This window comes from Billgrantia pellis (genome assembly GCF_008297955.1).
Lineage (GTDB): Bacteria > Pseudomonadota > Gammaproteobacteria > Pseudomonadales > Halomonadaceae > Halomonas > Halomonas pellis.
Genome location: NZ_VTPY01000007.1, coordinates 1 through 26,603, shown reverse-complemented (window position 1 = coordinate 26,603; position 26,603 = coordinate 1). Strand labels below are relative to the sequence as shown.

General features: G+C 65.5%; 25 protein-coding genes and 1 pseudogene. 14 read left to right on the top strand and 12 right to left on the bottom strand.

Annotation, left to right across the window (positions count from 1 at the left end; genetic code table 11):
* Positions 1-94: 94 nt before the first annotated feature.
* Entirely contained in the window at positions 95-1,375 is a 1,281-nt protein-coding gene (gene amaA, locus F0A17_RS17265; protein WP_149329604.1) for an L-pipecolate oxidase, read from the bottom strand.
* Positions 1,376-1,418: 43 nt separating this feature from the next.
* Positions 1,419-2,912, bottom strand: a complete 1,494-nt coding sequence (gene amaB, locus F0A17_RS17260) for an L-piperidine-6-carboxylate dehydrogenase (RefSeq protein ID WP_149329603.1) — start codon at positions 2,910-2,912, stop codon at positions 1,419-1,421.
* A gap of 117 nt (positions 2,913-3,029) precedes the next feature.
* On the opposite strand from amaB, the gene gcvA reads away from it, so the two are divergent.
* The 3 genes from gcvA (at position 3,030) to hglS (ending at position 6,793) form a co-directional block, all read left to right on the top strand.
* On the top strand, positions 3,030-3,998 hold the full coding sequence (gene gcvA / locus F0A17_RS17255; protein WP_149329602.1) for a transcriptional regulator GcvA: 969 nt from the start codon (positions 3,030-3,032) through the stop codon (positions 3,996-3,998).
* Between the two features lie 78 nt (positions 3,999-4,076).
* Complete coding sequence (locus F0A17_RS17250; RefSeq protein ID WP_149329601.1) at positions 4,077-5,330, top strand: 2-aminoadipate transaminase; 1,254 nt, start codon at positions 4,077-4,079, stop codon at positions 5,328-5,330.
* A gap of 101 nt (positions 5,331-5,431) precedes the next feature.
* Positions 5,432-6,793 (top strand): 2-oxoadipate dioxygenase/decarboxylase HglS, encoded by a 1,362-nt coding sequence (hglS, locus tag F0A17_RS17245; protein WP_149329600.1) that lies wholly within the window; start codon positions 5,432-5,434, stop codon positions 6,791-6,793.
* Between the two features lie 117 nt (positions 6,794-6,910).
* Here the strand turns inward: hglS and F0A17_RS17240 are convergent, their stop codons facing one another.
* The 3 genes from F0A17_RS17240 to F0A17_RS17230 form a co-directional block, all read right to left on the bottom strand.
* On the bottom strand, positions 6,911-7,345 hold the full coding sequence (locus tag F0A17_RS17240) for a hypothetical protein (RefSeq protein WP_149329599.1): 435 nt from the start codon (positions 7,343-7,345) through the stop codon (positions 6,911-6,913).
* A gap of 163 nt (positions 7,346-7,508) precedes the next feature.
* Positions 7,509-8,564 (bottom strand): TRAP transporter substrate-binding protein, encoded by a 1,056-nt coding sequence (locus tag F0A17_RS17235; protein ID WP_149329864.1) that lies wholly within the window; start codon positions 8,562-8,564, stop codon positions 7,509-7,511.
* A gap of 69 nt (positions 8,565-8,633) precedes the next feature.
* Positions 8,634-10,973: a cytochrome P450/oxidoreductase gene (locus F0A17_RS17230; RefSeq protein ID WP_149329598.1), complete on the bottom strand. Its 2,340-nt coding sequence runs from the start codon at positions 10,971-10,973 to the stop codon at positions 8,634-8,636.
* Positions 10,974-11,172: 199 nt separating this feature from the next.
* On the opposite strand from F0A17_RS17230, the gene F0A17_RS17225 reads away from it, so the two are divergent.
* The 5 genes from F0A17_RS17225 to F0A17_RS17205 all read left to right on the top strand — a co-directional run bounded on the left by F0A17_RS17225 (position 11,173) and on the right by F0A17_RS17205 (position 15,501).
* Positions 11,173-11,850, top strand: coding sequence for an IclR family transcriptional regulator (locus F0A17_RS17225; RefSeq protein ID WP_149329597.1), 678 nt, complete (start codon positions 11,173-11,175; stop codon positions 11,848-11,850).
* A 21-nt stretch (positions 11,851-11,871) separates the two neighbouring features.
* Positions 11,872-12,966 (top strand): aspartate carbamoyltransferase, encoded by a 1,095-nt coding sequence (locus F0A17_RS17220; RefSeq protein ID WP_228716949.1) that lies wholly within the window; start codon positions 11,872-11,874, stop codon positions 12,964-12,966.
* Positions 12,967-13,134: 168 nt separating this feature from the next.
* Positions 13,135-13,782 carry a hypothetical protein gene (locus F0A17_RS17215; protein ID WP_149329595.1) on the top strand — a complete coding sequence of 216 codons (648 nt, stop codon included), beginning with the start codon at positions 13,135-13,137 and terminating at the stop codon, positions 13,780-13,782.
* 242 nt (positions 13,783-14,024) lie between these two features.
* Positions 14,025-14,780 carry an ABC transporter ATP-binding protein gene (locus F0A17_RS17210; RefSeq protein WP_149329594.1) on the top strand — a complete coding sequence of 252 codons (756 nt, stop codon included), beginning with the start codon at positions 14,025-14,027 and terminating at the stop codon, positions 14,778-14,780.
* Positions 14,773-15,501, top strand: coding sequence for an ABC transporter ATP-binding protein (locus F0A17_RS17205; RefSeq protein WP_149329593.1), 729 nt, complete (start codon positions 14,773-14,775; stop codon positions 15,499-15,501). The genes F0A17_RS17210 and F0A17_RS17205 overlap by 8 nt, the downstream gene beginning before the upstream one ends.
* 8 nt (positions 15,502-15,509) lie before the next feature.
* Here the strand turns inward: F0A17_RS17205 and F0A17_RS17200 are convergent, their stop codons facing one another.
* Complete coding sequence (locus tag F0A17_RS17200; RefSeq protein WP_149329592.1) at positions 15,510-16,355, bottom strand: helix-turn-helix transcriptional regulator; 846 nt, start codon at positions 16,353-16,355, stop codon at positions 15,510-15,512.
* Between the two features lie 109 nt (positions 16,356-16,464).
* Between F0A17_RS17200 and F0A17_RS17195 the strand changes: the two genes are divergently transcribed.
* The 6 genes from F0A17_RS17195 to F0A17_RS17170 all read left to right on the top strand — a co-directional run bounded on the left by F0A17_RS17195 (position 16,465) and on the right by F0A17_RS17170 (position 22,226).
* Entirely contained in the window at positions 16,465-17,694 is a 1,230-nt protein-coding gene (locus F0A17_RS17195; RefSeq protein ID WP_149329591.1) for an ABC transporter substrate-binding protein, read from the top strand.
* Between the two features lie 71 nt (positions 17,695-17,765).
* Positions 17,766-18,653: a branched-chain amino acid ABC transporter permease gene (locus tag F0A17_RS17190; protein WP_149329590.1), complete on the top strand. Its 888-nt coding sequence runs from the start codon at positions 17,766-17,768 to the stop codon at positions 18,651-18,653.
* A gap of 2 nt (positions 18,654-18,655) precedes the next feature.
* Positions 18,656-19,639, top strand: a complete 984-nt coding sequence (locus tag F0A17_RS17185; RefSeq protein WP_149329589.1) for a branched-chain amino acid ABC transporter permease — start codon at positions 18,656-18,658, stop codon at positions 19,637-19,639.
* 28 nt (positions 19,640-19,667) lie between these two features.
* Complete coding sequence (locus F0A17_RS17180; RefSeq protein WP_149329588.1) at positions 19,668-20,495, top strand: phosphoenolpyruvate hydrolase family protein; 828 nt, start codon at positions 19,668-19,670, stop codon at positions 20,493-20,495.
* A gap of 18 nt (positions 20,496-20,513) precedes the next feature.
* On the top strand, positions 20,514-20,951 hold the full coding sequence (locus tag F0A17_RS17175) for an SRPBCC family protein (protein ID WP_149329587.1): 438 nt from the start codon (positions 20,514-20,516) through the stop codon (positions 20,949-20,951).
* Between the two features lie 54 nt (positions 20,952-21,005).
* Positions 21,006-22,226 carry a Tm-1-like ATP-binding domain-containing protein gene (locus F0A17_RS17170; protein WP_149329586.1) on the top strand — a complete coding sequence of 407 codons (1,221 nt, stop codon included), beginning with the start codon at positions 21,006-21,008 and terminating at the stop codon, positions 22,224-22,226.
* Between the two features lie 21 nt (positions 22,227-22,247).
* On the opposite strand, the gene ruvX is transcribed toward F0A17_RS17170, so the two are convergent.
* The 6 genes and pseudogenes from ruvX to F0A17_RS17140 all read right to left on the bottom strand — a co-directional run.
* Positions 22,248-22,703, bottom strand: coding sequence for a Holliday junction resolvase RuvX (gene ruvX, locus F0A17_RS17165; RefSeq protein ID WP_149329585.1), 456 nt, complete (start codon positions 22,701-22,703; stop codon positions 22,248-22,250).
* A complete protein-coding gene (locus F0A17_RS17160) occupies positions 22,703-23,275 on the bottom strand; it encodes a YqgE/AlgH family protein (RefSeq protein WP_149329584.1) in 573 nt (190 codons plus the stop codon). The genes ruvX and F0A17_RS17160 overlap by 1 nt, the downstream gene beginning before the upstream one ends.
* Before the next feature lie 22 nt (positions 23,276-23,297).
* Positions 23,298-24,197, bottom strand: a complete 900-nt coding sequence (locus F0A17_RS17155; RefSeq protein WP_149329583.1) for an energy transducer TonB — start codon at positions 24,195-24,197, stop codon at positions 23,298-23,300.
* 36 nt (positions 24,198-24,233) lie between these two features.
* Positions 24,234-25,211, bottom strand: coding sequence for a glutathione synthase (gshB, locus tag F0A17_RS17150; RefSeq protein ID WP_149329582.1), 978 nt, complete (start codon positions 25,209-25,211; stop codon positions 24,234-24,236).
* Positions 25,212-25,380: 169 nt separating this feature from the next.
* On the bottom strand, positions 25,381-26,076 hold the full coding sequence (locus tag F0A17_RS17145; protein ID WP_228716956.1) for a CvfB family protein: 696 nt from the start codon (positions 26,074-26,076) through the stop codon (positions 25,381-25,383).
* A 144-nt stretch (positions 26,077-26,220) separates the two neighbouring features.
* Positions 26,221-26,603, bottom strand: a pseudogene (locus tag F0A17_RS17140) (aldehyde dehydrogenase (NADP(+))); the annotation flags it as partial.

Here is a 26,603-nt window from a genome sequence, read left to right as displayed (position 1 = left end):
GTTATCCTTCCTACTTGGCTGTTATGTTTGTTCAACGCCCCTTATTCTTGGATCTCTCGGGCATGATCTTCGGTAGAAGGGAAAGCTTGATTTCTCAGATCAGCACGCGAAGACATTGCCCCGCATGGTAAAGCGTAAATCCTCCTTCATAGACAGAGCTCCAAAGTGGTTTCGCCGGAATAGGCTTGGAAGACCGAATCGGCAGCGGTAGCTGGGAGTCGTCATCTTGGGTCAGGTATCGAGCAAAACCCTTGCCGACTACCGTACCTGTGGTGATGCCGCGTCCATTATAGCCGGTAGCAGCCAGAATGCCGGGAGCAGGCTCGAAAAGCCGCAACGTATGGTCTGGTGTAAAGGCGATTTTTCCCGTCCAGTGACACTCCCAATCCACCTTGCCTAGTTGGGGAAAGTAATGTCGTTGAATGCGATCGGCCCAGCAACGCAGGTAGGCAGCTGGCCGTCCTTCACCACGCCCGAGACTGCCCAGAATCAGGCGGCCTTCTGCATCACGACGCATGCTGCTAAGCACCAGGCGCGTATCCCAGGCGCCTTGCCGCTCAGGCAAGATGTCACCGGCAAGCGCATCAGGCAGCGGCGCCGAGGCCACCTGGAAGAAGCAGCCGGGAAAGAAGTGGCGGCGAACCTGGTTCCAGTCTTCCTCTGAATAGGCATTGGTCGCGAGCACCACCTGTGAAGCCACTACACTGCCTTGTGGCGTGGTAACACGCCAGGCGTCGCCCTCACGCGCAATACCCAGCGCAGGGCTCTGCGTGAAAAGGCTTGCCCCCGCAGCGACTGCCGCCCTGGCCATTCCCCGCGTATAGGCTGCCGGATTGAGAGTACCCGCCCGCCGATCCAGCAGTGCTCGACGAATCTGCCTTGTCCCCACCTTCCGCCAGCATGCCTCCTCTTCCAGCAATTCCACAGGCGCCCCGCGCTGTTGGAATTGCTCGACACGCCGAGAGAGTTCTTGCTCGCCCTTGGCATTGTGGGCGAGATGCAGCGTACCGGTGCGAGTCGCCTGACACTCGATGCCATGGCGCTCGATCAGTGCGAACACCTCACTTGGGGCCTCACTCAGGATAGCGTTGGCACGCTCACCGTCCCGCTCCCCGAGCGCTTTACAAATGTCGTCTGGCGGAATCCATAACCCTGCGTTGACGAGGCCGACATTCCGTCCCGAGCCGCCGCTGGGGATCTCTCCTGCCTCAATCAGGGCTACCGATGTTCCCGCCTCTGCAAGATGCAGTGCTGTACTAAGCCCTGTAATGCCGGCACCTACCACGATGACATCGGCAGACTGGCGTCCTTCGAGGGCTGGCAGCTCCAGACAGGGCTCCGGCGACGTCTCGTGCCACAGGCACTGCGCTTTCATGACCCCTCCTCAAACGGCGCGCCTGCTCGGCGCGCCGTTGCTGTCAATCAAACTGAATACCTTGTGCGAGAGGCAGCTCACGAGAGTAATTGACGGTATTGGTCTGACGGCGCATGTAGCTCTTCCATACGTCCGAGCCGGATTCACGACCGCCGCCGGTGTCTTTCTCGCCGCCGAAGGCACCGCCGATCTCGGCACCGCTGGGGCCGATGTTGACGTTGGCGATCCCGCAGTCACTGCCCTGATCGGAGACGAAGGCCTCGGCTTCACGCACGTCCGTGGTGAAGACGCAGGAGGAGAGACCCTGAGGCACGTCGTTGTTCATCGCCAGCGCCTCGTCGAAGTCGCGATAACTCATGACGTACAGGATCGGGGCGAACGTCTCGTGCCTGACCAGGTCGTCCTGACGCTCCACCTCGACGATGGCCGGTGACACGAAATAGCCGTTGGGGTAGATATCGGCCAGCTGGCGCTCGCCGCCGAAGACCTTCGCCCCTTGCTGGCGGGCGCGCTCCAGCGCCGATTGCATCTGTTCAAAGGCCTGGGCATCGATCAGCGGACCGACCAGATGTCCCTCCATGGGATCGCCGATGCGGATACCCGCATAGGCCTTCTTGAGCCGTTCGAGGACTTCCTCGCGAATGGATTCGTGGACGATCAGGCGACGCAGCGTGGTGCAGCGCTGCCCCGCGGTACCGGCGGCGGAGAACAGGATGGCGCGCACGGCCATGTCCAGATCGGCGCTGGGCGCCAGGATCATGGCGTTGTTGCCGCCGAGTTCGAGAATGCTGCGCCCGAAGCGAGCGGCCACACGCGGCGCGACCTCGCGGCCCATGCGGGTGCTGCCGGTGGCGCTGATGAGCGGGACGCGGGGGTCGTCCACCAGCCGCTCGCCCGCGTCACGAACACCGATGATGACCTGGCTCAGGTCCCGTGGGGCGTCGTCGCCGAACGCCTCTATGGCGCGTTCCAGCAAAGCCTGGCAGGCCAGCGCGCTGAGCGGCGTCTTCTCGGAGGGTTTCCACAGCAGGCTGTTGCCGCATACCAGCGCCAGGGCGGCGTTCCACGCCCAGGGCGCCACCGGGAAATTGAACGCGGTGATCAGACCGACCGGACCCAGCGGATGCCAGCTCTCGCGCATGTGGTGGCCGGGGCGCTCGGAGGCAATGGTCAGGCCGTAGAGCTGACGCGATTGACCTACGGCCAGGTCGCAGATGTCGATCATCTCCTGCACTTCACCCAGCCCTTCCTGAAGGATCTTGCCGCACTCCAGGGTTACGAGGGTACCAAGGTCCTGCTTGTGCCGGCGCAGCTGCTCGCCGAACAGACGGACCAGCTCACCGCGGCGCGGCGCGGGCACACGGCTCCATTGCTTGAAGGCCTTCTCGGCGCGGTCGATGCGCGCGGCCACCGCCTCGACGCCCTCGAGGGTCACGCGCCCGATCTCGCCGCCGTCGGTGGGCGAGGTGACGACATAGTCGCCCTGGCGGTACTGGGCTTCGGTCACGCCGAGGCGCTGCATCACGGTATCGATCATGCTTCCTCCACTGTTTCTTGTCAGTATGGGTAACGTCCAGTATTGCCGCGGCGGTTGACCCGCCTCAAACGACGTTTTATACGGAGGTCATTCCTTTTTTTCTGATAGGAGGCTGAGATGAGCCGCCGCCACTTGCCGACCCTCACCGCCATGCAGTGCTTCGAGGCGTCCGCCCGCCACCTCAGCTTCACTCGAGCCGCCGCTGAGCTGAGCCTGACGCAAAGCGCCGTCAGCAAGCAGGTCGCCCAGCTCGAGTCGATCCTGGAGCACCCGCTCTTTCGCCGCGTGCGCAAGCGACTACAGGTCACGCCTGAGGGATCGCTCTACCTGTCCGAGGTGCGCAAGATCCTCGCGCAGGTCGAGATGTCGACGCGCTACATGCAGTCCTACGGCGGCCAGAGCGAAGTACTCCATGTCACCACGCTGCCGACCTTTGGCGCCCGCTGGCTGATCCCGCGACTCAACGGCTTTCGCTTTCGCCATCCCAATGTCTACCTGAACATCAGCAACCGGGTGGAGCCGTTCGATCTCGAAGAAGATCACGTCGACGTCGCCTTCTTCTTCGGTCACGGTGCCTGGCCGAAGGCGGAGTGCATCAAGCTGCTCGACGAGGAGATGGTGCCGGTCTGTGCGCCTGGCGTAATGCCGGAAGGGGGCATTGCCGACCCCCTGGCTCTGACGCGCCTGGTGCTGCTGCAGAGCGCAACCCGCCCGGAAGCCTGGCATGACTGGTTTGCCGCCCAGGGAACTTACACCGAGCACAGCTATCACGGCCCGCGATTCGATACGTTCTACATGTCGCTCCAGGCCGCCCGGGCAGGCTGCGGCGTGGCCCTGGTTCCGCGCTTCCTGGCCGAGGAGGAGCTTCAGGCGGGCCAGTTGATCATCCCATGGGCCTTCTCCCTGACCAGCCGAGATGCCTATTACCTGGCCTATTCCGAGCACAAGGGCGAAGTGGGCAAGGTCAAGGGCTTCATCGAATGGATCCTTGAGCGACTCGGCGAATCGTCCGGCACCGAGGGAAGCGGAGCGCGCACCGATACGTTGTCGGCTGCCGACACTTACCGGAATTTTTGGAATGGTTGACTCGCTTTTTTTCGTTTGATGGGTTTTCGCCGGCTCTGTTCAGATGCTCCTCATTCCGGCATCGAACAGGAACGCGACATGGATCTTTCACACGTGAGTGGCTCGCTGGGCATCGTTCACCCCATCTGCATCGAACGCGGCCGCAACGCCGAGGTCTGGGATGACCGGGGCAGGCACTATGTCGACTTCGTCGGCGGCATCGGCGTGCTCAACCTGGGTCACGGTCACCCGAGCGTGATCGAGGCGGTCAAGGGGCAAGTCGAAAGGCTGATGCACTCCGCCTTCAACGCCGTGCCGCATCGCGGTTACCTGGAAGTGGCCAAGGCGTTGGATGCCTTCGTACCGGTCTCGTACCCGCTGGCCTGCATGCTGACCAACAGCGGGGCCGAGGCCACCGAGAACGCCCTCAAAGTGGCACGCGCCGCAACCGGCCGCCAGACAGTCATCGCTTTCGACGACGGCTTTCACGGACGCACACTCGCCGCACTCAACCTCAACGGCAAGGTGAAGCCCTACAAGGACCGCCTGGGCGCTCTCCCGGGGCCGGTGCATCACGTCCCCTTTCCTAGCCGCGACAGCGACATTGACGCCGACCAGGCCATGGCGGCCCTGGCGCGTCTGTTCGAGGTCGAGACGCCCGCCGACGAAGTGGCCTGCATCATCGTCGAGCCCGTTCAGGGAGAAGGCGGCTTCCGCCTGCTCTGTGCCGACTTCGCCGCGCGTCTCCGGGCCCTGTGCGATCGACACGGCATCGTATTGATCTTCGATGAGATACAATCCGGCTTCGGTCGTACCGGTCGCCGTTTCGCCTTTTCGCATCTCGAAGTCGAGCCCGACCTGCTGCTGATGGGAAAGAGCATGGCGGCCGGCCTGCCGCTGGCGGCGGTCGCCGGCAGGGCGGAACTCATGAATGCCGTGCCCAAGGGCGGCCTGGGCGGCACCTACTCGGGCAATGCGGTGGCTTGCGCCGCGGCGCGGGTGGTCATGGACACGATGAGCGAGGACAATTTGCGCCACTGGGCCGGGCGCCAGGAAGCGCTGCTGCTCGAGACCCACCGTCGCTGGCGGGATTCGGGGCGTTTCCCGATGCTGGGAAAGATGACCGGCATCGGCGCCATGCGCGGCATACTCTTCGAGGACACCGCCAATGCCAGCGGCAGCGAGCACCTGGCCGCCCTGTTGCGTGCCGGGAGGGAGGCGGGCGTGCTGCTGATGCCCAGCGGTCGCCGGCGCAACGTGTTGCGCCTGCTGCCCCCGCTGACGACGGAACTCGAGGTATTGAAGGAAGGATTGGATCGGCTCGAGCGAGCCCTTGGCACGCTGCCCCCCTGATCGCATCGTTGCCAGGCGCCGAGCTTCCTCATCACGCGCGAGCCACGAGTGGCGAACGCCCGAGCCCCATACATTGACAGCCCCCCAAGGAGGCACGATTCATGAATCGCCAGACGTTCGTTTCGCCGAACGAGATACGCGATCGTTTTTCCAAGGCCATGTCGGCCATGTACCAGGCCGAGGTGCCGCAGTACGAAACCCTGCTTGAGCTGGTCGAGCAGGTAAATCGGGAGACTCTCGAGCGTGACCCGGCGCTCGCCGAACGACTCGCCATTCACGGCGAGCTGGATCGTCTCGGCGTCGAGCGGCATGGCGCCATCCGCGTCGGTAACGCCGCGGAGCTGGCCATGCTGCGCCGCCTCTTCGCCGTGATGGGCATGCATCCGGTGGGGTACTACGACCTCTCCGAGGCTGGGGTGCCGGTTCACTCCACGGCCTTCCGCCCCGTTGATGACGAGGCTTTGGCCCGCAATCCCTTTCGGGTCTTCACTTCATTGCTGCGGCTGGAGCTGATCGAGAGCGACACGCTTCGCGAGCGGGCCGCGGGGATACTCGCCGAGCGCGATATCTTCACCGACGGCGCACGTGAGCTGATCGCCGCGAGCGAATCGCAAGGCGGCCTCACCAGCGACCAGGCCGAGCGCTTCGTGAGCGAGGCGCTGGAGACCTTCCGTTGGCACCGCGACGCCACGGTGGATCTGGACACCTATGAGGCGCTGCATGCCGAGCACCGTCTGATCGCCGATGTCGTCTGCTTCCGTGGGCCCCATATCAATCACCTGACGCCGCGGACGCTGGACATCGACGAGGTGCAACGCCGCATGCCTCAGGCGGGGATGAGCCCCAAGGCGGTCATCGAAGGACCGCCGCGTCGCCGCTGTCCGATTCTCCTGCGCCAGACCAGCTTCAAGGCGCTGGAGGAGTCGATCCTGTTCGCCGGCGAACGCCAGGGAACCCACACCGCCCGCTTCGGTGAAATCGAGCAGCGTGGAGCGGCCCTGACCCCGGCGGGGCGCGAGCTCTACGACCAACTGCTCAAGGCGTCGCGCCGACGTACCGCCGAGCTGGACAACGCCGAGCATCAGCGTGTCCTGACCGAGGTGTTCCGCGACTTCCCTGACGACGAAGCCGAGCTGCGCCGTCGCGGTCTGGCGTTCTTCGAATACACCTTGACCGATGCCGGTCGTGCAGCCGGCAGGGTCGCCGAGCGCGACATTGAAGCCCTCGTCGAGCGCGGTCTGGTCGAGGCGCGGCCGATTACCTACGAGGACTTCCTTCCGGTAAGCGCAGCGGGCATCTTCCAGTCGAACCTCGGCGACGGCCGGAGCGAAGCCTACGCCGGCAACGCCAACCGCGACGCCTTCGAAACGGCGCTGGGCGGCAGCGTGATCGATGAACTGGCCCTCTATGCCAAGCGCGAGCAGGCGTCCCGGACAGCGGTACTCGACGCCTTGAAGAGCTAGGGGCGACGCCGGCGAAACCATCATCGGCGTAAGCCCAGAACGCCGGCTTCGACCGGCGTTCGAGTACGCTGACGGCAACTGCGCTCATCGTGACGATGCTGGACGCCGCGTTTCGTCTCAGCAGGCAAGCTGCTCGCGCGCCAGCGCTTCGGCGTTGGGGCAGAAGCCGCGACACTCATCCGCCTCAATGCCGTGGCGCAGGGCGCGCCAGCAGCGGCCCACGGCCGGACAGCGATTGCAGGTCGCCCGAAGCTCGGCATCAGCGTGCGCCTCAAACAGGCTCGCCTCGGTCATGCCGAGGCGTTGCGCCATTACGGGCATCAGGGTCTCGGCGGGCATGAAAGCGGGATAGCCGCCTTCTCCCAACCGATGGGCGACGGCTTGTTCGAAGACCGCTTCCAGCGGCGCCTCAAGGTCACGGAGCAGCTCGTCGAAGAGGTGAGGGGATTCACGCGCCATGTCGCGAACCAGCTGCGGCATGGAGGCCCGGTAACAGCGCTCGCTGAGGCGCTCCCACCAGGTACGGCGTGAATGGGTCGAGGCGTGGATCACGGCAGCGGCTCCTTGACTTGGCTTTGCTTCAGTATCGCGGCCTGGCCGTGGGCGGGCATTGATCCGGGTCAAATTAGTTGCGTTTGCAACAAAAAACTCGACGCGCTCCCAACGCAAGCGAGCGCGGCCAGGCCGCGCTCGCAGGTCGTTCAAGCAGGGTCGATCAGGCTTCGGGGTCGATCACCTCGTCGGATGAGAGCCCCTCTTCGCCCTCGGCGACATCGAGCTGCTCGAAGAAGTAGGCGTGTGCCGCCTCACCGTCGACGCCCTTCTGCTCCGCCGCGGCCTTCCAGGTATCGGGCAAGTCGGCTGCCATCTGCTGGAAGCGCTCGACTTCCTCGGCGGGCAGGTCGATAAAGGTGTTGCCTTGCTGCTCGGCAAACTCGATGCCGCGCACGTCGACCACGTCCATCATGTAGCCGAACAGACGCGAGAGGCGCTCGCCCGACACCTCCTCGATTGCCGCCCGGTCCTCCTCGGGAAGCGACGCCCAGGTATCCGGATTGATCACCAGCGAGAAACTGCCGCGGTAGAACCCGCCCGGCATCTGCACCGTATAAGGCAGCACCTCGGCCAGGCGGAAGCTCTTGAGCCCTTCCAGCGTGAGCATGGCCCCGTCGATGACGCCTTGCGTCGCGGCCTCGTAGGTACTGGCCGGCGGCAGCGCCACGCCGGTGAGCGCCAGCGCCTGGGAGATATCGGACATCACTCCGCCACCGATGCGCACGCGCTTGCCATCGAGATCCTCGAGGCTGTCGATCGACTCGTCGAGAAACAGCGACCCGGGGCCGTGCACGCCCACGCCGATCACTTCGACGCCACGATGCTCGCCGGCATCGGCAAAGTACGCGTTATGGGTGCGCCAGTAGGCGACCGAGGCGGCCTCGGAAGAAAAATTCTCGAAGGTGGGCAGTTCGGGCAGCTTGGTCAGCTCGAAGCGTCCCGGCATCAGGCCATGGAACAGCCAGGTGACATCGGCCACGCCGTCGGCGATCAGCTCCATCTGGGCGTTGGGCGGCCCCATGTCGTGTACCACGTTGACGGTAACCCGCCCGTCGGTGGCCTCTTCCACCCATTTGCCCCAGGTCGGCCAGACGATGGTGTTGACACCGTGGTTGGGGCCCGCCCAGGTGCTGATCGTCAGCTCGGTGGCCGCGGCCCCCTGGAAGGCGCCGAAGGAGAGCGCGGCAAGCGTGGTCAGTGTCGCGAACTTGTGCATTTTCATTGTCGTTCCTCATGAGTCCCGGTTGTCAGGGTTGGCGTACGTCTTTCTCGTTGTGGTGGGTGATCAGAGGGCTAGCACCAGCTTCTTGCCCTTGGCCCGCGAGCAACAGCTCATCAGCCGATCCTGGCCGGCGCGCTCGGCGGCGGTGAGCACCTTGTCGCGATGATCGATCTCGCCTTCGATCACCTCGACCTGGCAGGAGCCGCACAGGCCCTCCTCACAGTCGCTGGGCACATCGACGCCGGCGGCACGCAGGGTCTGCAGCAGGGTGCGATCCGCGGCCACCTCGACCACGAGCTCGGAGTCGGCGAGCTCCACCTCGAAAGCGTGCTCTCTGCTTGGATCCAGCAATGCGCCCTCGGCGCTGAAGTGCTCCACATGCAGGCTGCCCTCCGGCCAGTGGGCGGTGCCGGCCTCGAGCGCCGCGAGCAGGCGCTCCGGGCCGCAGGCGTAGAGCAGCGTGCCTTCGCTCGGCTCGGCGAGCAGTTCGGCCAGATCGAGCCGGCGCCCCTCGTCCTTGGGGTAGAGGCGAAGCGCCTCGCCATGATCGCGCTCCAGGCGCTCGACGAACGCCATGCTGCGGCGCGAACGCCCCGCATAGTGGAGTTCAAAGGACTTGCCCAGCCGTCTGAGGCGATCGGCCATGGCAATGATCGGGGTGATGCCGATGCCGCCGGCGACCAGCACATGATGCCCTGCCGATTCATCGAGACGGAAGTGGTTCTTGGGGCCGCGCACGCGCAGCTCGATGCCCTCTCGCACCGCCTCGTGCACCCAGCGCGAGCCGCCGCGACCCGCTTCCTCGCGCAGCACGGCGATGCGCCAGTCACCGGAATCCGCCGGCCCGCACAGCGAGTACTTGCGCGCCTCGCCGGTGGGCAGCACCACGTCGAGGTGCGAGCCCGGCGTCCAGGCGGGCAGCGCGCGCCCGGCAGGGTCGGTCAGGGTCACGCCGAGCACGCCTTCGGCCTCGGGTCGGGCCTCAGCGACCGTGACGCGGCGCACGATGGCACGCGCCTCCGGCGCGCCCACCGGAAAGTCGCGCTGCGCGGTGCGCACCGACGGGTCTCGCCGCTCGGGGTTGCTCGCCGGGTCCCAGCGCACCCATACCGCTTCCGGACCACGAAAGGAGGTATTGGGCAGGAAGGTGAACGCCTGCTCCTCGAGTTCGAGATGCGGCAGACGGCGGGTGAACTCCTCGAGGAAGATGCGCATCTCCATGCGCCCCAGGTTCTTGCCCATGCACTGGTGGCTGCCATAACCGAAGGTCAGGTGATCGACGGCGTTGTCGCGATAGATGTCGAGTTCATCGGGATTTTCGAAGTGGCTCGGATCGTGATTGGCCGAAGCGGTGACCATCAGGATCTTGCCGCCTTCGGGTAGAGTGACGCCGCCCACCTCGACATCGCGTGTGGCGATGCGTCGCCATGCCACCACCGAGCCGGAGTGGCGCAGGCACTCCTCGGCCGCCGCTGGGATCAATTCGGGGTTCTCGCACAGCTCGGCCCATACCGCCGGGCGCGAAAGCAGCTGGCGAAAGGCGTTGGCGGTGGCCAGCGCGGTGGTTTCGTGAGCGGCGACGATGATCGCCATCATCATCGAGTGCAGGTAGTTGTCGGTGACCACGTCCGGCTTTTGCCGGTTCTTCTCGATCATGTCGTACATCCAGCCGTGGCCATGAGGCTGGGCCTGCATCTTTGCCAGCACCTGACCGGAGTACTGCCAGAACTTGCCCACCCCCTCGGCCACCTCGACCTGCTGTTCGGGCGAGGGGCGCCCCCAGGTATTGAGGGTATGGGCCACCGAGAAGCGGCGCAGTTGCTCCATGTCCTCCTCGGGCACGCCGAGGAAGTGGAGCGCGACGGTGAGCGGCACTTCCCAGAACATCTCGGCGACCAGGTCGGCGCGGCCACGGTCGATGATGGCATCGAGCTTATCGCGCACCAGGCGGCGCACCATCGGCGCGTGGGCTTCCAGCGCCTCGGGGGTGAAAGCATCGAGCAGCTCGCGACGCCGGGCCATGTGAGCCGGCTCATCCTCGTTCACCAGGGTGCGGTTCATGCCGTAGTCGTAACGCTTGAGCACCGCCAGCGCCTCGTCGCTGGGCGGTGTGATCTTTTCCAGCGCAATCGACGGCGAGAAGGTGAGGTTGTCGCGAAAGATCGCCTTGATGTCGTCGTAGCGGCTCACCACCCAGTAACCCAGCTTGGGGCTGTAGAACACCGGCTCCTGCTCGCGCGACCAGCGCAACGCCTCGGCGGGATCGAGCTGGTAGGGCGCGTCGAAGGGATCGAAGGTAGCGGCCTCGCTCGATACGGGGCAGCCGGTGGGCGAGCTCGCCGCGCGCCCGGCGGTGTGGAAGGGGCAGCCGCCGGCCCGGGTACGGTGGGATACGGATGTCATGGGGCTTCTCCCTCTGCGAGTCGTCGCACTTGACGTGGCGGATAATGGTCAGGTGCATTATGCTTTTACTTTTATCGCACAAATCATTTCGTTTAAAGAAACATAATGCCGAACATAGGCGGATTCACACGGGACGTCAATCCCGTGCGCCTGCGCTACCATGCGGGCTACCGTCACCGACCCGAGGCAAGACGTCACGATGTCCACCACCCTGCAGACTCTCGATCGCGGCCTGCGCGCCCTGGAGCTCGTCGCCGAGCATGCCGAGGGCATGACTATCGCCGAGCTCGCCGAGCGGCTCGACGTCCATCGCGCCATCGCCTACCGCATCGTCACTACCTTGGAGCAGCATGGCCTGATCACACGCACCTCCGATGGGCCCGTGCGCCTGGGCGCCGGCATTTCGCTGCTCGCCTCGCGCTTCGAGCCGCAGCTGCGGGCGGTGGCCCAGCCGCTGCTGCAGGCGCTGGCCAAGGCGACCCGGGCCACCGCTTTCGTCTCGGTGGCCCAAGGCGAGGAGTGCGTGGTGATCCTGGTAGCCGAGCCCGACGAGGGGCTGCTGCGGGTCGGCTATCGTGTCGGCAGCCGTCATCCGCTGTCCCTGGGGGCGGCGGGCATCGCCATCCTTGCCGGGCGCCCCGCGCGGGACGACGACAGCGACGAGGTGCGCCAGGCCCGCGCCGACGGCTACAGCCTGACCCGCGGCCAACTGCAGCGCGGCGCGGTGGGCGTGGCCAGCCCCGTGATCACGCCGCCATTGCGCGCTGGGGTGGAGGCCTGCGTGGGCGTGGTGGCGATGGACGACCTCGATACCGAGCGGGCGATTCACGAAGTGAAGGCTCATGCACAGCGCCTGGCTGAACTGATAGGACGCTGAGTGCCGGCACGACCGCGCCCCGTGAAGCGCACAGCCGGGAGCGTTACACTACGGCCATCCTTCGCTGCCACCTCGAGGCTTTCGATGAGTCCCCACCTGCTCTCCGTCGATTCTTTGTCCCGCGATAGCGTCGATCACCTGCTGCGCGTCGCCGCCCGCATGGAACCCATCGCAAGCCGCCGCCAGGTCACCCGGGTACTGGAGGGTGCCGTGCTCGGCAATCTGTTCTTCGAAGCCAGCACCCGCACCCGGGTCAGCTTCAACGCCGCCTTCTGCCGCCTGGGTGGCAGCGTGTGCGACACCACCGGCTTCACCTTCTCGTCGATGGCCAAGGGCGAGTCGCTCTACGACACCAGCCGCGTGATGAGCGGCTATTGCGATGCCATCGTCATGCGCCATCCCGAGCAGGGCTCGGTGGCGGAGTTCGCCGCCGCGACCCACGTGCCGGTAATCAACGGCGGCGACGGCCCCGGCGAGCACCCCAGCCAAGCGCTGCTCGACCTCTATACCATCGACAAGGAATTCACCCGCCTGGGCAAGTCGCTCGCCGGCGCCCACATCCTGCTCACTGGAGATCTCAAGTACGGACGTACCGTGCATTCGCTGATCAAGCTGCTGTCGCTCTATGACCCGATGCGCCTGACATTGGTCGCCCCGCCGGGGCTGGAGATGCCGAGTCACCTGATCGATCTGGTCGCCTCGCGGGGGCATCGAGTGGAGCTGCGCGACAGCCTGGCCAGCGATTTCTCGGATCTCGACGTGGTCTACACCACGCGCATTCAGAAGGAGCGCTTTACCGAGGAGATGAGCGAGAACTTCGCCGGCCTGTCGCAGGACTTCACCGTCGACCGCACCTTTCTCGACGCGCGCTGCAGCGACACCACCATCGTCATGCATCCCCTGCCGCGGGACAGCCGTCCCGGCGCCAACGACCTCAACGTCGATCTCAACGGCGATCCGCGCCTGGCGATCTTTCGCCAGACCGACAACGGCATCCCGGTGCGCATGGCGATCTTCGCCACCCTGCTGCGGGTCGATGACCAGATCGAGCGGGACCTGCGTCCGGTGCGCTGGTTCGTACCCGAGCGGGTCGGGGTGGACGACGCGCATTTCTGACGATGCAACCAACGCTTGTCGTCGCTATGCTGATGACGTCGATGAGCTGCGAAGCGGTCACGGCAGCCGACAGGCTGTTCCCCGACGACGGCTCGCCCCGAGCCGGGATTCTCGAATACAACAAGTGCGTTGCCGAACGCGGCAACCGGTAGAAAGGAGAGATGACGCATGACCCTGCATCGAGCGTACATACTGCTGGCGGTGTTCTACAGCGCACTGGTGGCGATCGGCGCCATCGCCCTGCTGATGGGCGGTGGTCCGCTGTGGGGCCTGATCCTGGTCGGCCTGGGTGCCATGGTCGCCGCCGGCCTATGGGGGCATACCCTGGGCAGGCCCATCATGAATCCGAGGATCTGGCGCCCCTTGGCGGGTATCCTCGCGGCCGGGTTCGTGCTGCAAGTGTTCGCCGTGTTCTCGCTGCACCCCACCGGCACCGAGCTGACCTGGCTACTGACCGGCGCCATCTTCTCGGTGATGCCGGCCATCCTGCTGTTCCAGTACGGCGAGCGCGATCAGGAGATCTGGGCCACGCCCGAGGAGCGCGAAGGCGGCAAGATGCTCGGCGAACTGCTGGACAAGCAGCGCGAGCTGGTGCTGGAGAAGCAGGAGGCCGATCGCCAGGCCACGGTCAAGCTGACCAAGGCGGGCAGCACCTACCGTGCCAGCGTGGTGCGCGGTCGCGGCACCCAGGTGGAGCGCTTCGAGGAGAGTTTTTCCTGCCCCGCCACGCTGGCCTTTTTCGTCATCAAGTACACCTGCATCTCGGTGAACGACATCGCCGCCCAGTATGCCGAGGATCGGGTGTTGACCACCTGAACGTACTGATACACGCGGCTGGATCCGCCAGCCGGACCCTCGCCGGGTCCGGCCGGTCTGCACGCGCCCCCAGTCTTGCAGCCGCTCCGCAGGTGTATTTCGGATAGCCACACGTGCCCTGCGGCCATGGCGCCGCTTCCCGCTCGCGTCAACACTGAAGCCGACGGAAGTCGTCGGCTCATCCGCCTCGCTCCGTCACCCCTAGGCCAGACCGACAGACAATAACAACGGCGGAGTACACGATGGCAGAGGCAATCATCGAAACCCGGGGCCTCACCAAGAACTTCCGGGGCTTCACGGCGGTCAACGACATCTCCATCCGGATCGAGCCCGGTACCATTCATGCTCTGATCGGCGCCAACGGAGCGGGCAAGACCACCTGCTTCAACCTGCTGACGAAATTCCTCGAACCCAGCGCCGGCAGCATTCTCTACAAAGGGCGCGACATCACTCGCCTCAAGCCGGACCAGATAGCCAGGCTGGGCATGGTCCGCTCGTTTCAGATATCCGCCGTGTTCGGCCACCTCAGTGCGCTGGAGAACGTCAAGCTGGCGCTGCAGCGCCAGCGCGGCGAGTCCTACGACTTCTGGGCCTCGCATCACCGGCTCGATCATCATCGCGAGCGGGCCATGGCGCTGCTGACCGACGTTGGCCTGGAGCCATGGGCCGACATAGCTGCCGCCGAATTGCCCTATGGGCGCAAGCGTGCCCTGGAGCTCGCCACTACCTTGGCGCTCGACCCCGAGGTGATGTTACTCGACGAGCCGCTGGCCGGCATGGGCACGGAGGACGTAGGCAGAACTGCCGAGCTGATCCGCCGCGTGGCAGAGGGGCGCTCGGTGCTGATGGTGGAACACAACCTGGGCGTGGTGGCCGAACTCTGCGACCGCATCACCGTACTGGCTCGCGGCGAGGTGCTGGTTGAGGGCGACTACGCCACCGTGTCGTGCGACGCGCGCGTGATCGAATCCTACATCGGAGGGGCCCGCCATGACTGATGCCGCCGCGAAGCAGGCCCTCGAGCCCATGCTTGCCATCCGCGACCTGCACGCCTGGTACGGCGAAAGCCACGTGCTGCACGGCATCGACCTGGAGGTACCGCCAGGGCAGGTGGTCACCCTGCTGGGCCGCAACGGCGCAGGGAAATCCACCACGCTGAAGTCGATCATGGGCATTGTCCCGCGGCGCCGTGGCAGCATTCGGCTTGCCCGCACCGAAACCATCGGCCTGCGTCCTTTCCACGTCGCCCGCCATGGCGTTGCCTTCTGCCCGGAGGACCGTGGCATCTACGCCACGCTAGATGTCAAGGAGCACCTCGAGCTGCCGACACGGATCGACGACAACGGCCTGAGCACCGAGCAGGTGCTCGATCTGTTTCCTCACCTGCGCGAGAGGCTTAGCAGCCCCGGGACCAAGCTTTCCGGAGGGGAGCAGCAGATGCTGGCCATCGGACGCACCCTGCGTACCGGGGCCAGGCTGCTATTGCTCGATGAACCTACCGAGGGGCTGGCGCCCAGCATCGTCGAGCATATCGGCGACACCATCCGCCACCTCAAGAAACGGGGCTATACCCTCCTGCTGGTGGAACAGAACCTGCACTTCGCCATGAGCGTGGCCGATCACTTCTACCTCATCGATCACGGTCAGGTGGTGGCACGCTATGACCGCAAGGGCATCGAGCAGGACGCCGATGCCCTGCTGGCACGCCTGGGCGTCTAGCATCGCGATCAGACGCGGGAATGCAGGCGGAAGTGGGAGGGCGAGACGCCGTTCATGCGCTTGAAGGTCTTGGAGAAGGCAAAGGGGCTGCGATAGCCCACCCGCTCGGCGATCTCCTCGATCGGCAAATCGCTGGTCGCCAGTAAGTGAGTCGCGTGCTGCATGCGCAGCTGAGTGAGCTGCTGCATGGGGCTGCGACCGAACACCTTGCGGCTGATCCGCCGCAGGTGCTCGGTGCTGACGTGGGCGATCTCGGCCATCTCCTCGATGGTCCAGTGCCGCTCCAGGGTCGGCATCACCGCATCGAAGACCGCCACGATACGCGCATCGCGCCGCCAGGGATCGGCGAAGCGTGAGATGTAGCGTTCGATGGTGTCAACCCACATCACGCAGCTGGCCGGGTCCCCCTCGCCGTGGAACACTTCACTGTAGAGACCCAGGATGGCGTGCTTCATCGGTTCGGGGTCGAAGTGCTGCATGATCGGGGCGATGGTTCCCACCACCGAACGCGGCGCGCTGGGCAGATAGCGCAGCCAGCAGTACTGCCAGCGCTTTTCGGGCACGGCATGGAAGGCATGCAACCCGTGGGCCGGGGCGAAGGACATCATGTTGCGGCGCATGGTGCACCAGCGACCGTCGAGCAGCATGCGGCCTTCGCCGCCCAGCGAACCGTGGATATAGGCGCCGCTCAGGCGGGTACGCACGATGCGGTAGGGCACCGCGGCATCGCCGAAGCCCACATGGGAGATGTGCCGCTGCTCGAGTGCCGTGCAATCCTCGGCGCGCACGATCCACTGACGGGTGTCATCGCCGACGATGTGGGTTTCGGATAGCTGTTCGTGCTCTGCAGCCATGGCGCACTCGCCCGTATTGGCCCTAACTGTAAAAGGCCGTAAGAAAACAAACCGTTCGAATCAGAGCAAATTACAACAACAGCGCCCTATGAGAACAGGAGAAAAAACAATGCCAGCCACGAACTCCTTGAAAACCTTGGTGGTGTCCTCCACCGTGCTGGGCCTGGGGGGGCTTTCCCACGCCATGGCCAGCGAAGGCTATACCGACGATGTAGTGCGAATCGGCGTGCTCACCGACATGTCCGGCATCTACACCGATCTCTCCGGTGAAGCAGCGTTGGAAGCCGTACGGATGGCCGTCGAGGATTTTGGCGGCGAGGTCAACGGCGTCCCCATCGAGGTCATCCACGGCGACCACCGCAACCGCGCCGACACTGGCGCCAGCCGTGCCCGCGAGTGGTACGACAGCGAAGGCGTGGATATGATCAACGATCTATCCAATTCCGGAGTCGCCCTGGCCGTGGCGGCCGTGGCCGACGAGCAAAAGCGCCACGCCATCGTCAATTCGTCATCCAATATCGGGCTCACCAACGACTATTGCTCGCCTTATGTGACCCACTATACCTACGATGCGCATTCGCTGGCGCACGGCACCGGCAAGTCGATCGTCGAGGACGGTGGCGATACCTGGTTCTTCCTCACCGTGGACTTCGCCTTCGGCATCGGGCTCGAGGAACAGGTCTCCGAGGTGGTACGCGAAGCCGGGGGCCAGGTCGTCGGTGCCGCTCGCCACCCGCTGGATACTACCGATTTCTCCTCCTACGCCTTGCAGGCCCAGGCCTCCGGCGCGGAGATCATCGGCATCGCTTCCACCGGCGCCGACGCTATCAACGCCATCAACGCCTTGGCCGAGTTCGGCGTGACACCCGAGCAGCGCCCGGCCGCGCTGCTGCTATGGTATGACGACATCGTCAGCCTGGGACTGGAGACCGCCCAGGGCTTGATGTTGACCAACGCCTTCTACTGGGATGCCAACGACGAGACCCGCGAGTTCTCTCAGCGTTTCTACGAGCGCACCGGACGCATGCCCAACATGGCCCACGCCGGCAATTACTCCTCCACCATGCATTACCTGAATGCCATCGAGGCCGCCGGTAGCGATGATCCCGATGCGGTATCCGAGACGATGCGCGAGCTGGAGATCAACGACTTCTTCGCCTCGGGTGGCTACATCCGGCCCAACGGCCGAATGGTTCACGACCAGTACCTGTGGGAAGTGAAAGCCCCCGCCGAGTCCGAGTACGACTACGACTTCCTGCGTCTGGTGACCACCATTCCCGGCGAGGAAGCCTTCCAGCCGCTGGAGGAGAGTACCTGCCACCTGCTCGACAACGATTGATGCCCTCTCTGTGCCCGGCGACGGCCGGGCATTGGGCCTTCTCTCTCCGTTAGCTTCGCGAGCAAGTGATCATGGATATATTTGGCATCCCCATTCAGGCCCTGCTGGGGCAACTCATGCTGGGCATCGTCAACGGTTCCTTCTATGCCGTGCTGAGCCTGGGCCTGGCGATCATCTTCGGCGTGCTCAAGATCGTCAATTTCGCCCATGGCGCCTTCTTCATGCTGGGCGCCTTCACCGCCTTTCTGCTGGCTCAGTACATGGGCGCCGGCTACTGGTTGACGCTGGCTGTCGCCCCGCTGGCCGTGGCCCTGTTCGGCATGCTGTTCGAATTCCTGTTCCTGCGCCGGCTCTACGGACTCGACCCGATCTACGGCCTGCTGCTGACCTTCAGCCTGGTATTGGTACTGGAGGGGGGCTTTCGCGTCGCCTTCGGCTCCTCCGGTCAGCCTTTTGCCACACCCGAGCTACTGCGCGGCACGCTCAACCTGGGGTTCATGGTCCTGCCGCTTTATCGCGGCTTCGTGATCGTTTCGGCGCTACTGCTGTGCCTGGCAACCTGGTTCATCATCGAGCGCACGCCACTAGGCGCCAGCTTGCGCGCCGCCACCGAACGCTCGGAGCTGACCCAGGCCTTCGGCATCAACGTACCGCGCCTGGTCACCCTGACTTATGGCGTGGGCGTGGGCCTGGCGGCCTTCGCCGGGGTACTCGCCGCCCCCATCTTCCACGTCAACCCCTCCATGGGTTCCAGCCTGGTCATCATCATTTTCGCCGTGGTGGTGATCGGCGGGCTGGGTTCGATCATGGGTGCCATCGTCACCGGCCTGGGGCTGGGCGTGGTGGAAGGCCTCACCCGGGTGTTCTACTCCGAATTCTCGTCGACCATCGTCTTCCTGGTCATGGTGCTGGTGCTGCTGCTGCGCCCGGCCGGGCTGTTCGGCCGCGAGGAGGGCTGATCATGAGATCCTTGCCCTCCACCCTGATCGCCTTGGGTCTGCTGGCGTTGCTGGCGGTTCCCTTCTTTCCGCAACTGGTCTACTCCGTGTTCGTGATGAAGACGCTGTGCTTCGTGCTCTTCGCCTGCGCCTTCAATCTGCTGCTGGGGCATACCGGAATCCTCTCCTTCGGCCACGCCGCCTTCTTCGGGACCGGTGCCTACGTGACAGGCCTGTTGATCAAGACCTACGGCATTCCCACCGAGCTGGGAATCCTCGCCGGAGGCCTGGTGGCCGCCATGCTGGGTACCCTAGTGGGCGCCCTGGCGATTCGTCGCAGCGGCATCTACCTGGCCATGATCACCCTGGCCTTGTCGCAGCTGGTCTACTTCTTCTTTCTCCAGGCACCCTTCACCGGCGCCGAGGACGGCCTGCAGCGCATTCCACGGGGCACCTTCCTAGGCCTGATCGACCTTGGCAACAACACGGCGCTCTACTACGTGGTGGTCGGCATCGTCGGTACCGGCCTGTGGCTGATCTGGCGTACCGTCAATTCCCCTTTCGGCCACGTGCTGCGCGCCATCCGTGAACATGAGCCTCGCGCCATCTCGCTGGGTTATCCCGTGGCCCGCTACAAGGTGCTGGTGTTTACTCTCTCGGCCGGGCTGTCGGGTATCGCCGGCTCGCTCAAGGCGATTATCTTCCAGCTGGCGGCCCTTCACGACGTGCACTGGCACACCTCCGGCGACGTTATCTTGATGACCCTGCTGGGCGGCATGAGCACGGTTTTCGGCCCGGCCGTGGGGGCCGCACTCGTCTCCTCGCTGAACCACTACCTGGACCCCTTCGGCGCCTGGGTCACGGTGATCACCGGCCTGGTGTTCATGACCTGTGTGCTCACCTTCCGCCAGGGCGTGGTGGGCCAACTCAGCCAGGCGCTCCGTTCACGACGTTCCTCGACTCCTGCGGCCAAGGTCGACTCTCGCCCCCGCACCCATCACCAATGAACCATCGTCAAATGACAAGGAGAACGGTATGCCCCCCTTCAACCGCCAGGACCTGATGGCTCGCTTCCAAGACATGATCGCTCGCGGCCAGCCGATCATCGGCGGCGGCGCCGGCACCGGCATCTCGGCCAAGTGTGAGGAAGCCGGCGGTATCGACCTGATCGTGATCTACAACTCCGGTCGTTATCGCATGGCCGGCCGTGCCTCTTCCGCCGGCCTGCTGGCCTACGGCAATGCCAACCAGATCGTGCAGGAGATGGCGCTGGAGGTGCTGCCGGTGGTCAAGCGCACTCCGGTGCTCGCCGGGGTCAACGGCACGGACCCCTTCGTGATCATGCCCAAGCTGCTGCGCGAGCTTAAGGCGCTGGGTTTCTCGGGGGTGCAGAACTTCCCCACCGTGGGGCTGATCGACGGCACCTTCCGCATCAGTCTGGAGGAAACCGGCATCACCTACGGCAGCGAGGTCGACATGATTCGCCAGGCCCACGAGATGGACATGCTCACCACGCCCTACGTGTTCTCCGCCGACGAGGCCGTGGCCATGGCGGAGGCCGGCGCCGACATCGTCGTGGCGCACATGGGGGTCACCGTGGGCGGCACCATCGGCGCCGAATCCGCCAAGAGCCTGGACGAATCGGTACGCCTGATCGACGAATGGGCCGAGGCAGCCCGGCGCGTGCGCAGGGACGTGATCATCCTGTGCCATGGGGGCCCCATCGCCACGCCCGACGACGCCGCCTACGTGATGCGCGAGAGCGAGCACTGCAACGGCTTCTATGGCGCCTCGAGCATGGAGCGCCTGCCAACGGAGATCGCCCTGACCGAACAGATTCGCCGCTTCAAGGCCATTGCCTAAGAACAAGGAGACGCCACCATGACCCGGGTCTACGTCAGCGCCATCATGCCCATCACCCTCGAGCAGGCCTGGAGCGTGCTGCGCGATTTCAACGGCTTGCCGGACTACCATCCGTTCTTCGCCAGGAGCGAGATCGAGGCGGGCAAGCCTGCCGACCAGATCGGCTGCGTGCGCCACTTCCACGATTACGACGGCAACTTCATCCGCGAGGAGCTGCTCACGCTCTCGGATCGTGAGCACCGCTGCTGTTACCGCATCCTCGAGGCCCCGGCCCTTCCGGTGCAGGGCTACGTGGCCGAGATGTGCCTCAAGCCCGTTACCACCACCGGCCAGTGCTTCGGCGAATGGTGGGCGGAATTCGAGGTGGCGGATGCCGATCGCGAGGACGCGGTGCAGCGCGTCTCCGATACCTTCCGGCTCGCCTTCGACGGGGCTGTCGAACGCTGCCAGGGCTGACGCCTCAGATCGATAACAATCAGGCCGGCGCGACGATGCCGACCAGGAGGCACCATGGGACACAAAGCCTTCATCATTGGCACCTGTGATACCAAGGCCGTGGAGCTATGCTATCTGCGCGACCTGCTGCTGGCCGCAGGGGCCGAGGCCTTGATCATCGACGTCGGCACCGGTGGCGACCCTGCGCCCGCGGCCGATATTCCCGCTCGCCAGGTGGCCGCCTATCATCCCCAGGGCGCCGGGGCGGTCTTCGTCAACGACCGGGGTCGCGCCGTGGCGCAGATGGCCGAGGCGCTGCGTCGGCTCCTCGCGGAACGCGACGACGTGGCCGGCGTCATCGGCATCGGCGGTTCCGGCGGCACGGCGCTGATCGCCCCCGCCATGCGCGATCTGGACATCGGCGTGCCCAAGGTGATGGTCTCGACCATCGCCTCGGGCAATGTCGCGCCCTACGTCGGGCCCAGCGATATCGCCATGGTTTACTCGGTGACCGACGTGGCGGGGCTCAATCGTATCTCGCGCCGCGTGCTGGGCAATGCCGCCCATGCCCTGCTCGGCATGCTCCAGGGCCGGATACCCGAGGTCGCCGAAGATAAGCCGGCCATCGGCCTGAGCATGTTCGGCGTCACTACGCCATGCGTGAATCGAATAACCGATGCGCTGTCGCCGGCGTATGACTGCTTGGTCTTCCATGCCACCGGCACCGGCGGGCGCTCGATGGAAAAATTGGCCGCGAGCGGTATGCTGAAGGGGCTACTGGATATCACCACCACCGAGGTCTGCGACCTGCTGATGGGCGGCATCTTCAGCGCCGGCGACACGCGGCTTGACGTGTTGGCGCAGGTCGACTTGCCTTATGTGGGCTCTTGCGGGGCGCTCGATATGGTCAACTTCGCCGGCCCCGAGACGCTTCCCGAGCGCTATCGACACCGGCTCCTCTACGAGCACAACCCGCAGATCACCCTGATGCGCACGACTGCCGAGGAGAACGCTCGGATGGGGCGCTGGATCGGCGAGAAGCTCAATCGCTGCCGGGGGCCGCTGCGCTTCCTGCTGCCCGAGGGCGGGGTCTCGGCCCTCGATGCTCCCGGCCAGCTCTTCCATGACCCCGAAGCCGACGCCGCGCTGTTCGCGGCGCTGGAGGCCACGGTACGACAGAGCGCCGAGCGCCGCCTGATCCGCTGCCCCTGGCATATCAACGATCCGGAATTCACCGCTCTGGCCGTCACCGAGTTTCAGGGGCTGATGCGCGAGCCGTCAACGCCACCAGGATGAGGCGATGGGGACCGGCCACTGTCATCGGCGCGGCGGCAGGCCTTCGCGGCGGGCAAACCAGCTCTCCAGGATCAGCACCGCCGCGATGCCGTCGACGCCATCGTCGCGGTAGCTTTTGTCAGAACGCAGCAGGCCCTTTTCGCGGGCGATGGCCTTGGCCTCACGCGTTGAGCCGCGCTCGTCGACCATCTCGCAGGGCTTGCCGTAGCGGCCGTAGAGGCGCTTGCCGAACTTGCGCGCCCGCGTACTCATCTCCGACTCGGTGCCGTCCATGTTGAGCGGCAGGCCCACCACGAACAGGTCCGGCTGCCACTCCTCGACCAGCCGCGTGACGACGTTCCAGTCGGGGATGCCGTCGCGGGCCGGCAACCACTCGAGCTGGCGGGCGCTGGCGAGCAACTCGTTGCCCACCGCCACGCCGATGCGGCGGGTACCGAAATCGAAGGCCAGAATCAGGCGTGCTCCTGCTTCGGCCATCAAGAATGGCCCGCTTCCCGCGACATCAGGTTGAGGTCCACGCCCAGGATGCCGGCCGCCGCACCGAGACGCTGCTCAGGCGGCACCTTGAATAGGATATCGCCATCCCCCTCGACGGTGAGCCAGGCGTTGTCCTTGAGTTCCTGCTCGAGCTGACCGGCCTCCCAGCCGGCGCAACCGAGGCACACCAGGAATTCCTCCGGGCCGCGCCCGGCGGCCAGCGCCAGCAGGATATCCATGGAGGTGGTCAGGGCGATGTCGTCGTCCACCTGGATGCTCGAATCCCAGGGCTCGCTCGAGCCCCGGTGCAGGATGAAGCCGCGATCCTTGTGGGTCGGGCCGCCATAATAGACCGGCGCATTGCGGTGCGGGCTGTCATCCCCCTCGAGTTCGAGCTGCTCGAACAATGCGTCCAGGCTGATGTCCAGCGGCCGGTTGACGATCACGCCCATGGTGCCGTTCTCATCGTGGTCGCAGAGATAGCTGAGGCTGCCGGCGAAGTTGGGATCTTCCAGGTGCGGCATCGCCAACAGAAAGTGATGTCTCAAGCCTAGGTTTTGCACGGATTCCATGGGACTCCCGGGCGGCAGTGGCTTAACGCACGCCGAAATGATTGCCTTGTCCGAATCGCCAGACGCGGTTGATGGAGAGGCTGTCCAGCTCCCCCATGGCGCTGTCGAAGGGCCGGTAGGGCCCCGCGCCGTGTACGGTATCGAGTGCCGCCTGGTCGAGTTCGCGATGTCCTGAGGATTGTACCACCTCCGCCTGGCGGAGCTGACCATCGCGCCCGATCACGACCCGAATGCGCAGCTCGCCGTGCAGGTGGCTCGGCGCCGGGTGCACGCGGTTGCCGTAGTCCTCGACGCGCCGGGTCCAGTCGTCGACGTAGCGCGCCTCCGCCGCACGCTGGGCAGCGGGGCGGGCTTCACCGTCGGCCGGTTCCGCCAGGTCGGGATCGATGCCCTGCTCGCGCACGCTGCGGGTGGCCTGGGCCAGCAGGTCGCGCCCCGAGGCCGACGTCGGAGCCACCGTCGGGGCCGATGGCGGCTCTTGCGCCTGGGGTGCGCTTTCGCGCGGCTTGGCCGGCGGCGTTGCCTCGCTGTCCCGCTCGGCCTCGATAGCCGCTTCTTCGACAGGGACAGGCTCGGGCTCGGCGGAAGTGGTCGGGTCCACGGCGCTCTCCGGCGCCTCGAGCACCGGCAGCTCGTCCAGCAGCGCGGCACGCTGCTCGGCGGGTGCCTCCTCGGACTGCTCACCGGCCGCCTGCTGATCCGCCTCGGCGATCGCCTCGACGTCCTCGGGCGGCTCGGCGGGGCGCGTCACCAGCACCACTTCCAGACTCGTGCGCTCGGCCGGCGCCGGGGCGAACCGCCAGGTCGACACCATGCCGATCAGCACCAAGTGCAGCAGCAGCGCGACCGACAGCGCCAGCCAGCATCGATAGGGTCGCGTAACCGGGGCGTAGTGGATGGAGTCGCTGATCGAGGCCACCATGGAAGGCCAGTCACCCTCCTCTTTTGTTCCTCGACGTCAGGCGCGCTGGGCCAGCCGGCGTACGATGGCGTCCATCAGCAAGCCGGCGATATCGGTGCCGCGCTGATCGTCGATCTCGCGTACGCAGGTGGGGCTGGTCACGTTGATTTCGGTGATGAAATCGCCGATCACGTCGAGCCCGACGAACATCAGCCCCTTCTCGCGGATCATCGGCTGCACCTGCTCGATCAGCCAATGGTCGCGGGCGGTCAGCTCGCGGCTGATGCCGGTACCGCCAGCGGCCAGGTTGCCGCGGGTCTCGCCAGCCATGGGCACCCTTGCCAGGCCGAAGGGCACCGGCTCGCCGTCCACCAGCAGGATGCGGGTGTCGCCGTCCTTGATCTCGGGAATGTAGCGCTGGGCCATGATCTGGCGCTGGCCGCGTTCGGTCAGCATCTCGATGATGGCGCCCAAGTTCCGGCCTTCGGACTGCACGTGGAAGATCCCGCTGCCGCCCATGCCGTCCAGCGGCTTGAAGATCACGTCCTGGTGCTCGGCATGGAAAGCCCGCAGCACCGCTTCGTTGCACGAAACCACCGTCGGCGTACAGCACTGCGGGAACTGCTGGGCGAAGAGCTTCTCGTTGCACTCCAGCAACGCCCGCGTGGGATTGACCACCAGTACGCCCTCGCGTTCCGCAAAGCCCAGCAGATGAACGGCATTGAGGAAATGCGCATCGACCGGCGGGTCCTTGCGCATCAGGATCACGTCGAGGTCGGCCAGTGGCCGCTGTTCCGGCGCGCCCAGCGAGTACCAGTCGTCGGGGTTGCGAAACGCGGTCAGGCCTCGCATGCGCGCATGGGCGCGACCGTCGCGCAGGAAGAGGTCCTCCTGCTCCATGTAGTGCAGCGACCAGCCACGCTCCTGGGCCGCCCACAGCATGGCCAGGGTGGTGTCCTTCTTGTAGGTGAGACGGGAGATGGCATCCATCACCACGCCCACCCGCAGGGGTCGTTCGCTCGTCTGTTGGCTCATCGGCACCGTTTCCAGGTTGGCACGGGAATGAAGCGCAGTATGACGCAGGGCCACGAGCAACACCAAGACGCAACGCTTGGCGCTGGTAACGAGCGGACCGCCGCCTGCAGGTTGGCGAGCCGGTAGGGGAAGAAGCGCGCCAGCTCGAGCCTGTGTCCGGCGTTGCCCGTCACGCTTGTGGATCCAGACTCGTGACGCCCGGGACCAGGCGAATGCCGTGTGCCTCGATGACGATCCGTCGCTGCTTGTAGAGCCGTCCTATCGCCTGTTTGAAAGCGTTCTTGCTCACCCCCAACCGCGTTTTGATCTCCGAGGCCTCGCTGTTGTCGGAAAGCGGCAGGTAACCGCCGCTCTCGCGCAACGCCTTGAGCACCTGCTCGCCCACCACGTCGAGGCGTGCCGGCCCCGGCGGCAACAGCGAGAGGTCGAGCCGGCCGTCGTTGCGCACCCGCTTCACGTAGCCCTTCGCGCGCTGACCGCGACGCAGCGGGCGAGTGGCATCGTCCCGATAGAGCAACCCCCAGTAGCGATGATCGACCACCGCCTTGTAGCCGAGGTCGGTGACATCGGCGATCACCAGCGTCACTTCGTCACCCGGCGCCAGCCCCGTCGCTTCGTCCTGGATGAAGCGATCGAGCTTCTGCGAGGCTACCGGCCGTCCCTGCTGGTCCTCGTAGAGGCGCACCAGCACCCGCTTGCCAGGGGTGGGCCGGAAGCGCTGCTCGCCGAAGGGCAGCAGCACGTCGCTGGGATGGCCCCAATCGAGAAAGGCGCCGGTCTCGTTGACCGTGACCACTTCGAGGTAAGCCACTTCGCCCACCTGGGTCTTGGGGGCGCGCGGCTGTCGCTCGCGTTGCCCCCCCATTGAAGGCCGGGTGGGATTCGGGCGACCCTGGCGACGATCGTGAGGAGAAGAGGCCATGAACAGCTCCGCAGATGTGTGGGGCCATTATGGCAAAAAGGCGGCCCGAAGGCCGCCAAAGGTTCCAGAACATTGACGGGCTTGGTACTACACCTCGCGCTTGCCGTCGACCAACCGCGAGACTTGCCACGGATTGCTGTCCTTGAGCGGCTCGGGCAGCAGCCCCTGCGGCAGCGCCTGGTAGCACACCGGGCGCAGGAAGCGGAAGATCGCCGCGCTGCCCACCGAGGTGGTGCGCGAGTCGGAAGTCGCCGGGTAGGGGCCGCCGTGGACCATGGCGTGGCACACCTCGACCCCGGTCGGCCAGCCGTTGGCCAGTATCCGGCCCGCCTTGCGCTCGAGAATCGGCAGCAGCGCTTTCGCTGCGTCCAGGTCGCCGTCGTCCATCTGCAGGGTGGCGGTGAGCTGGCCTTCAAGCTGTGAGGCGACCTGGCGCACCTCGTCCTGGTCGGCGCACTCGATCACCAGCG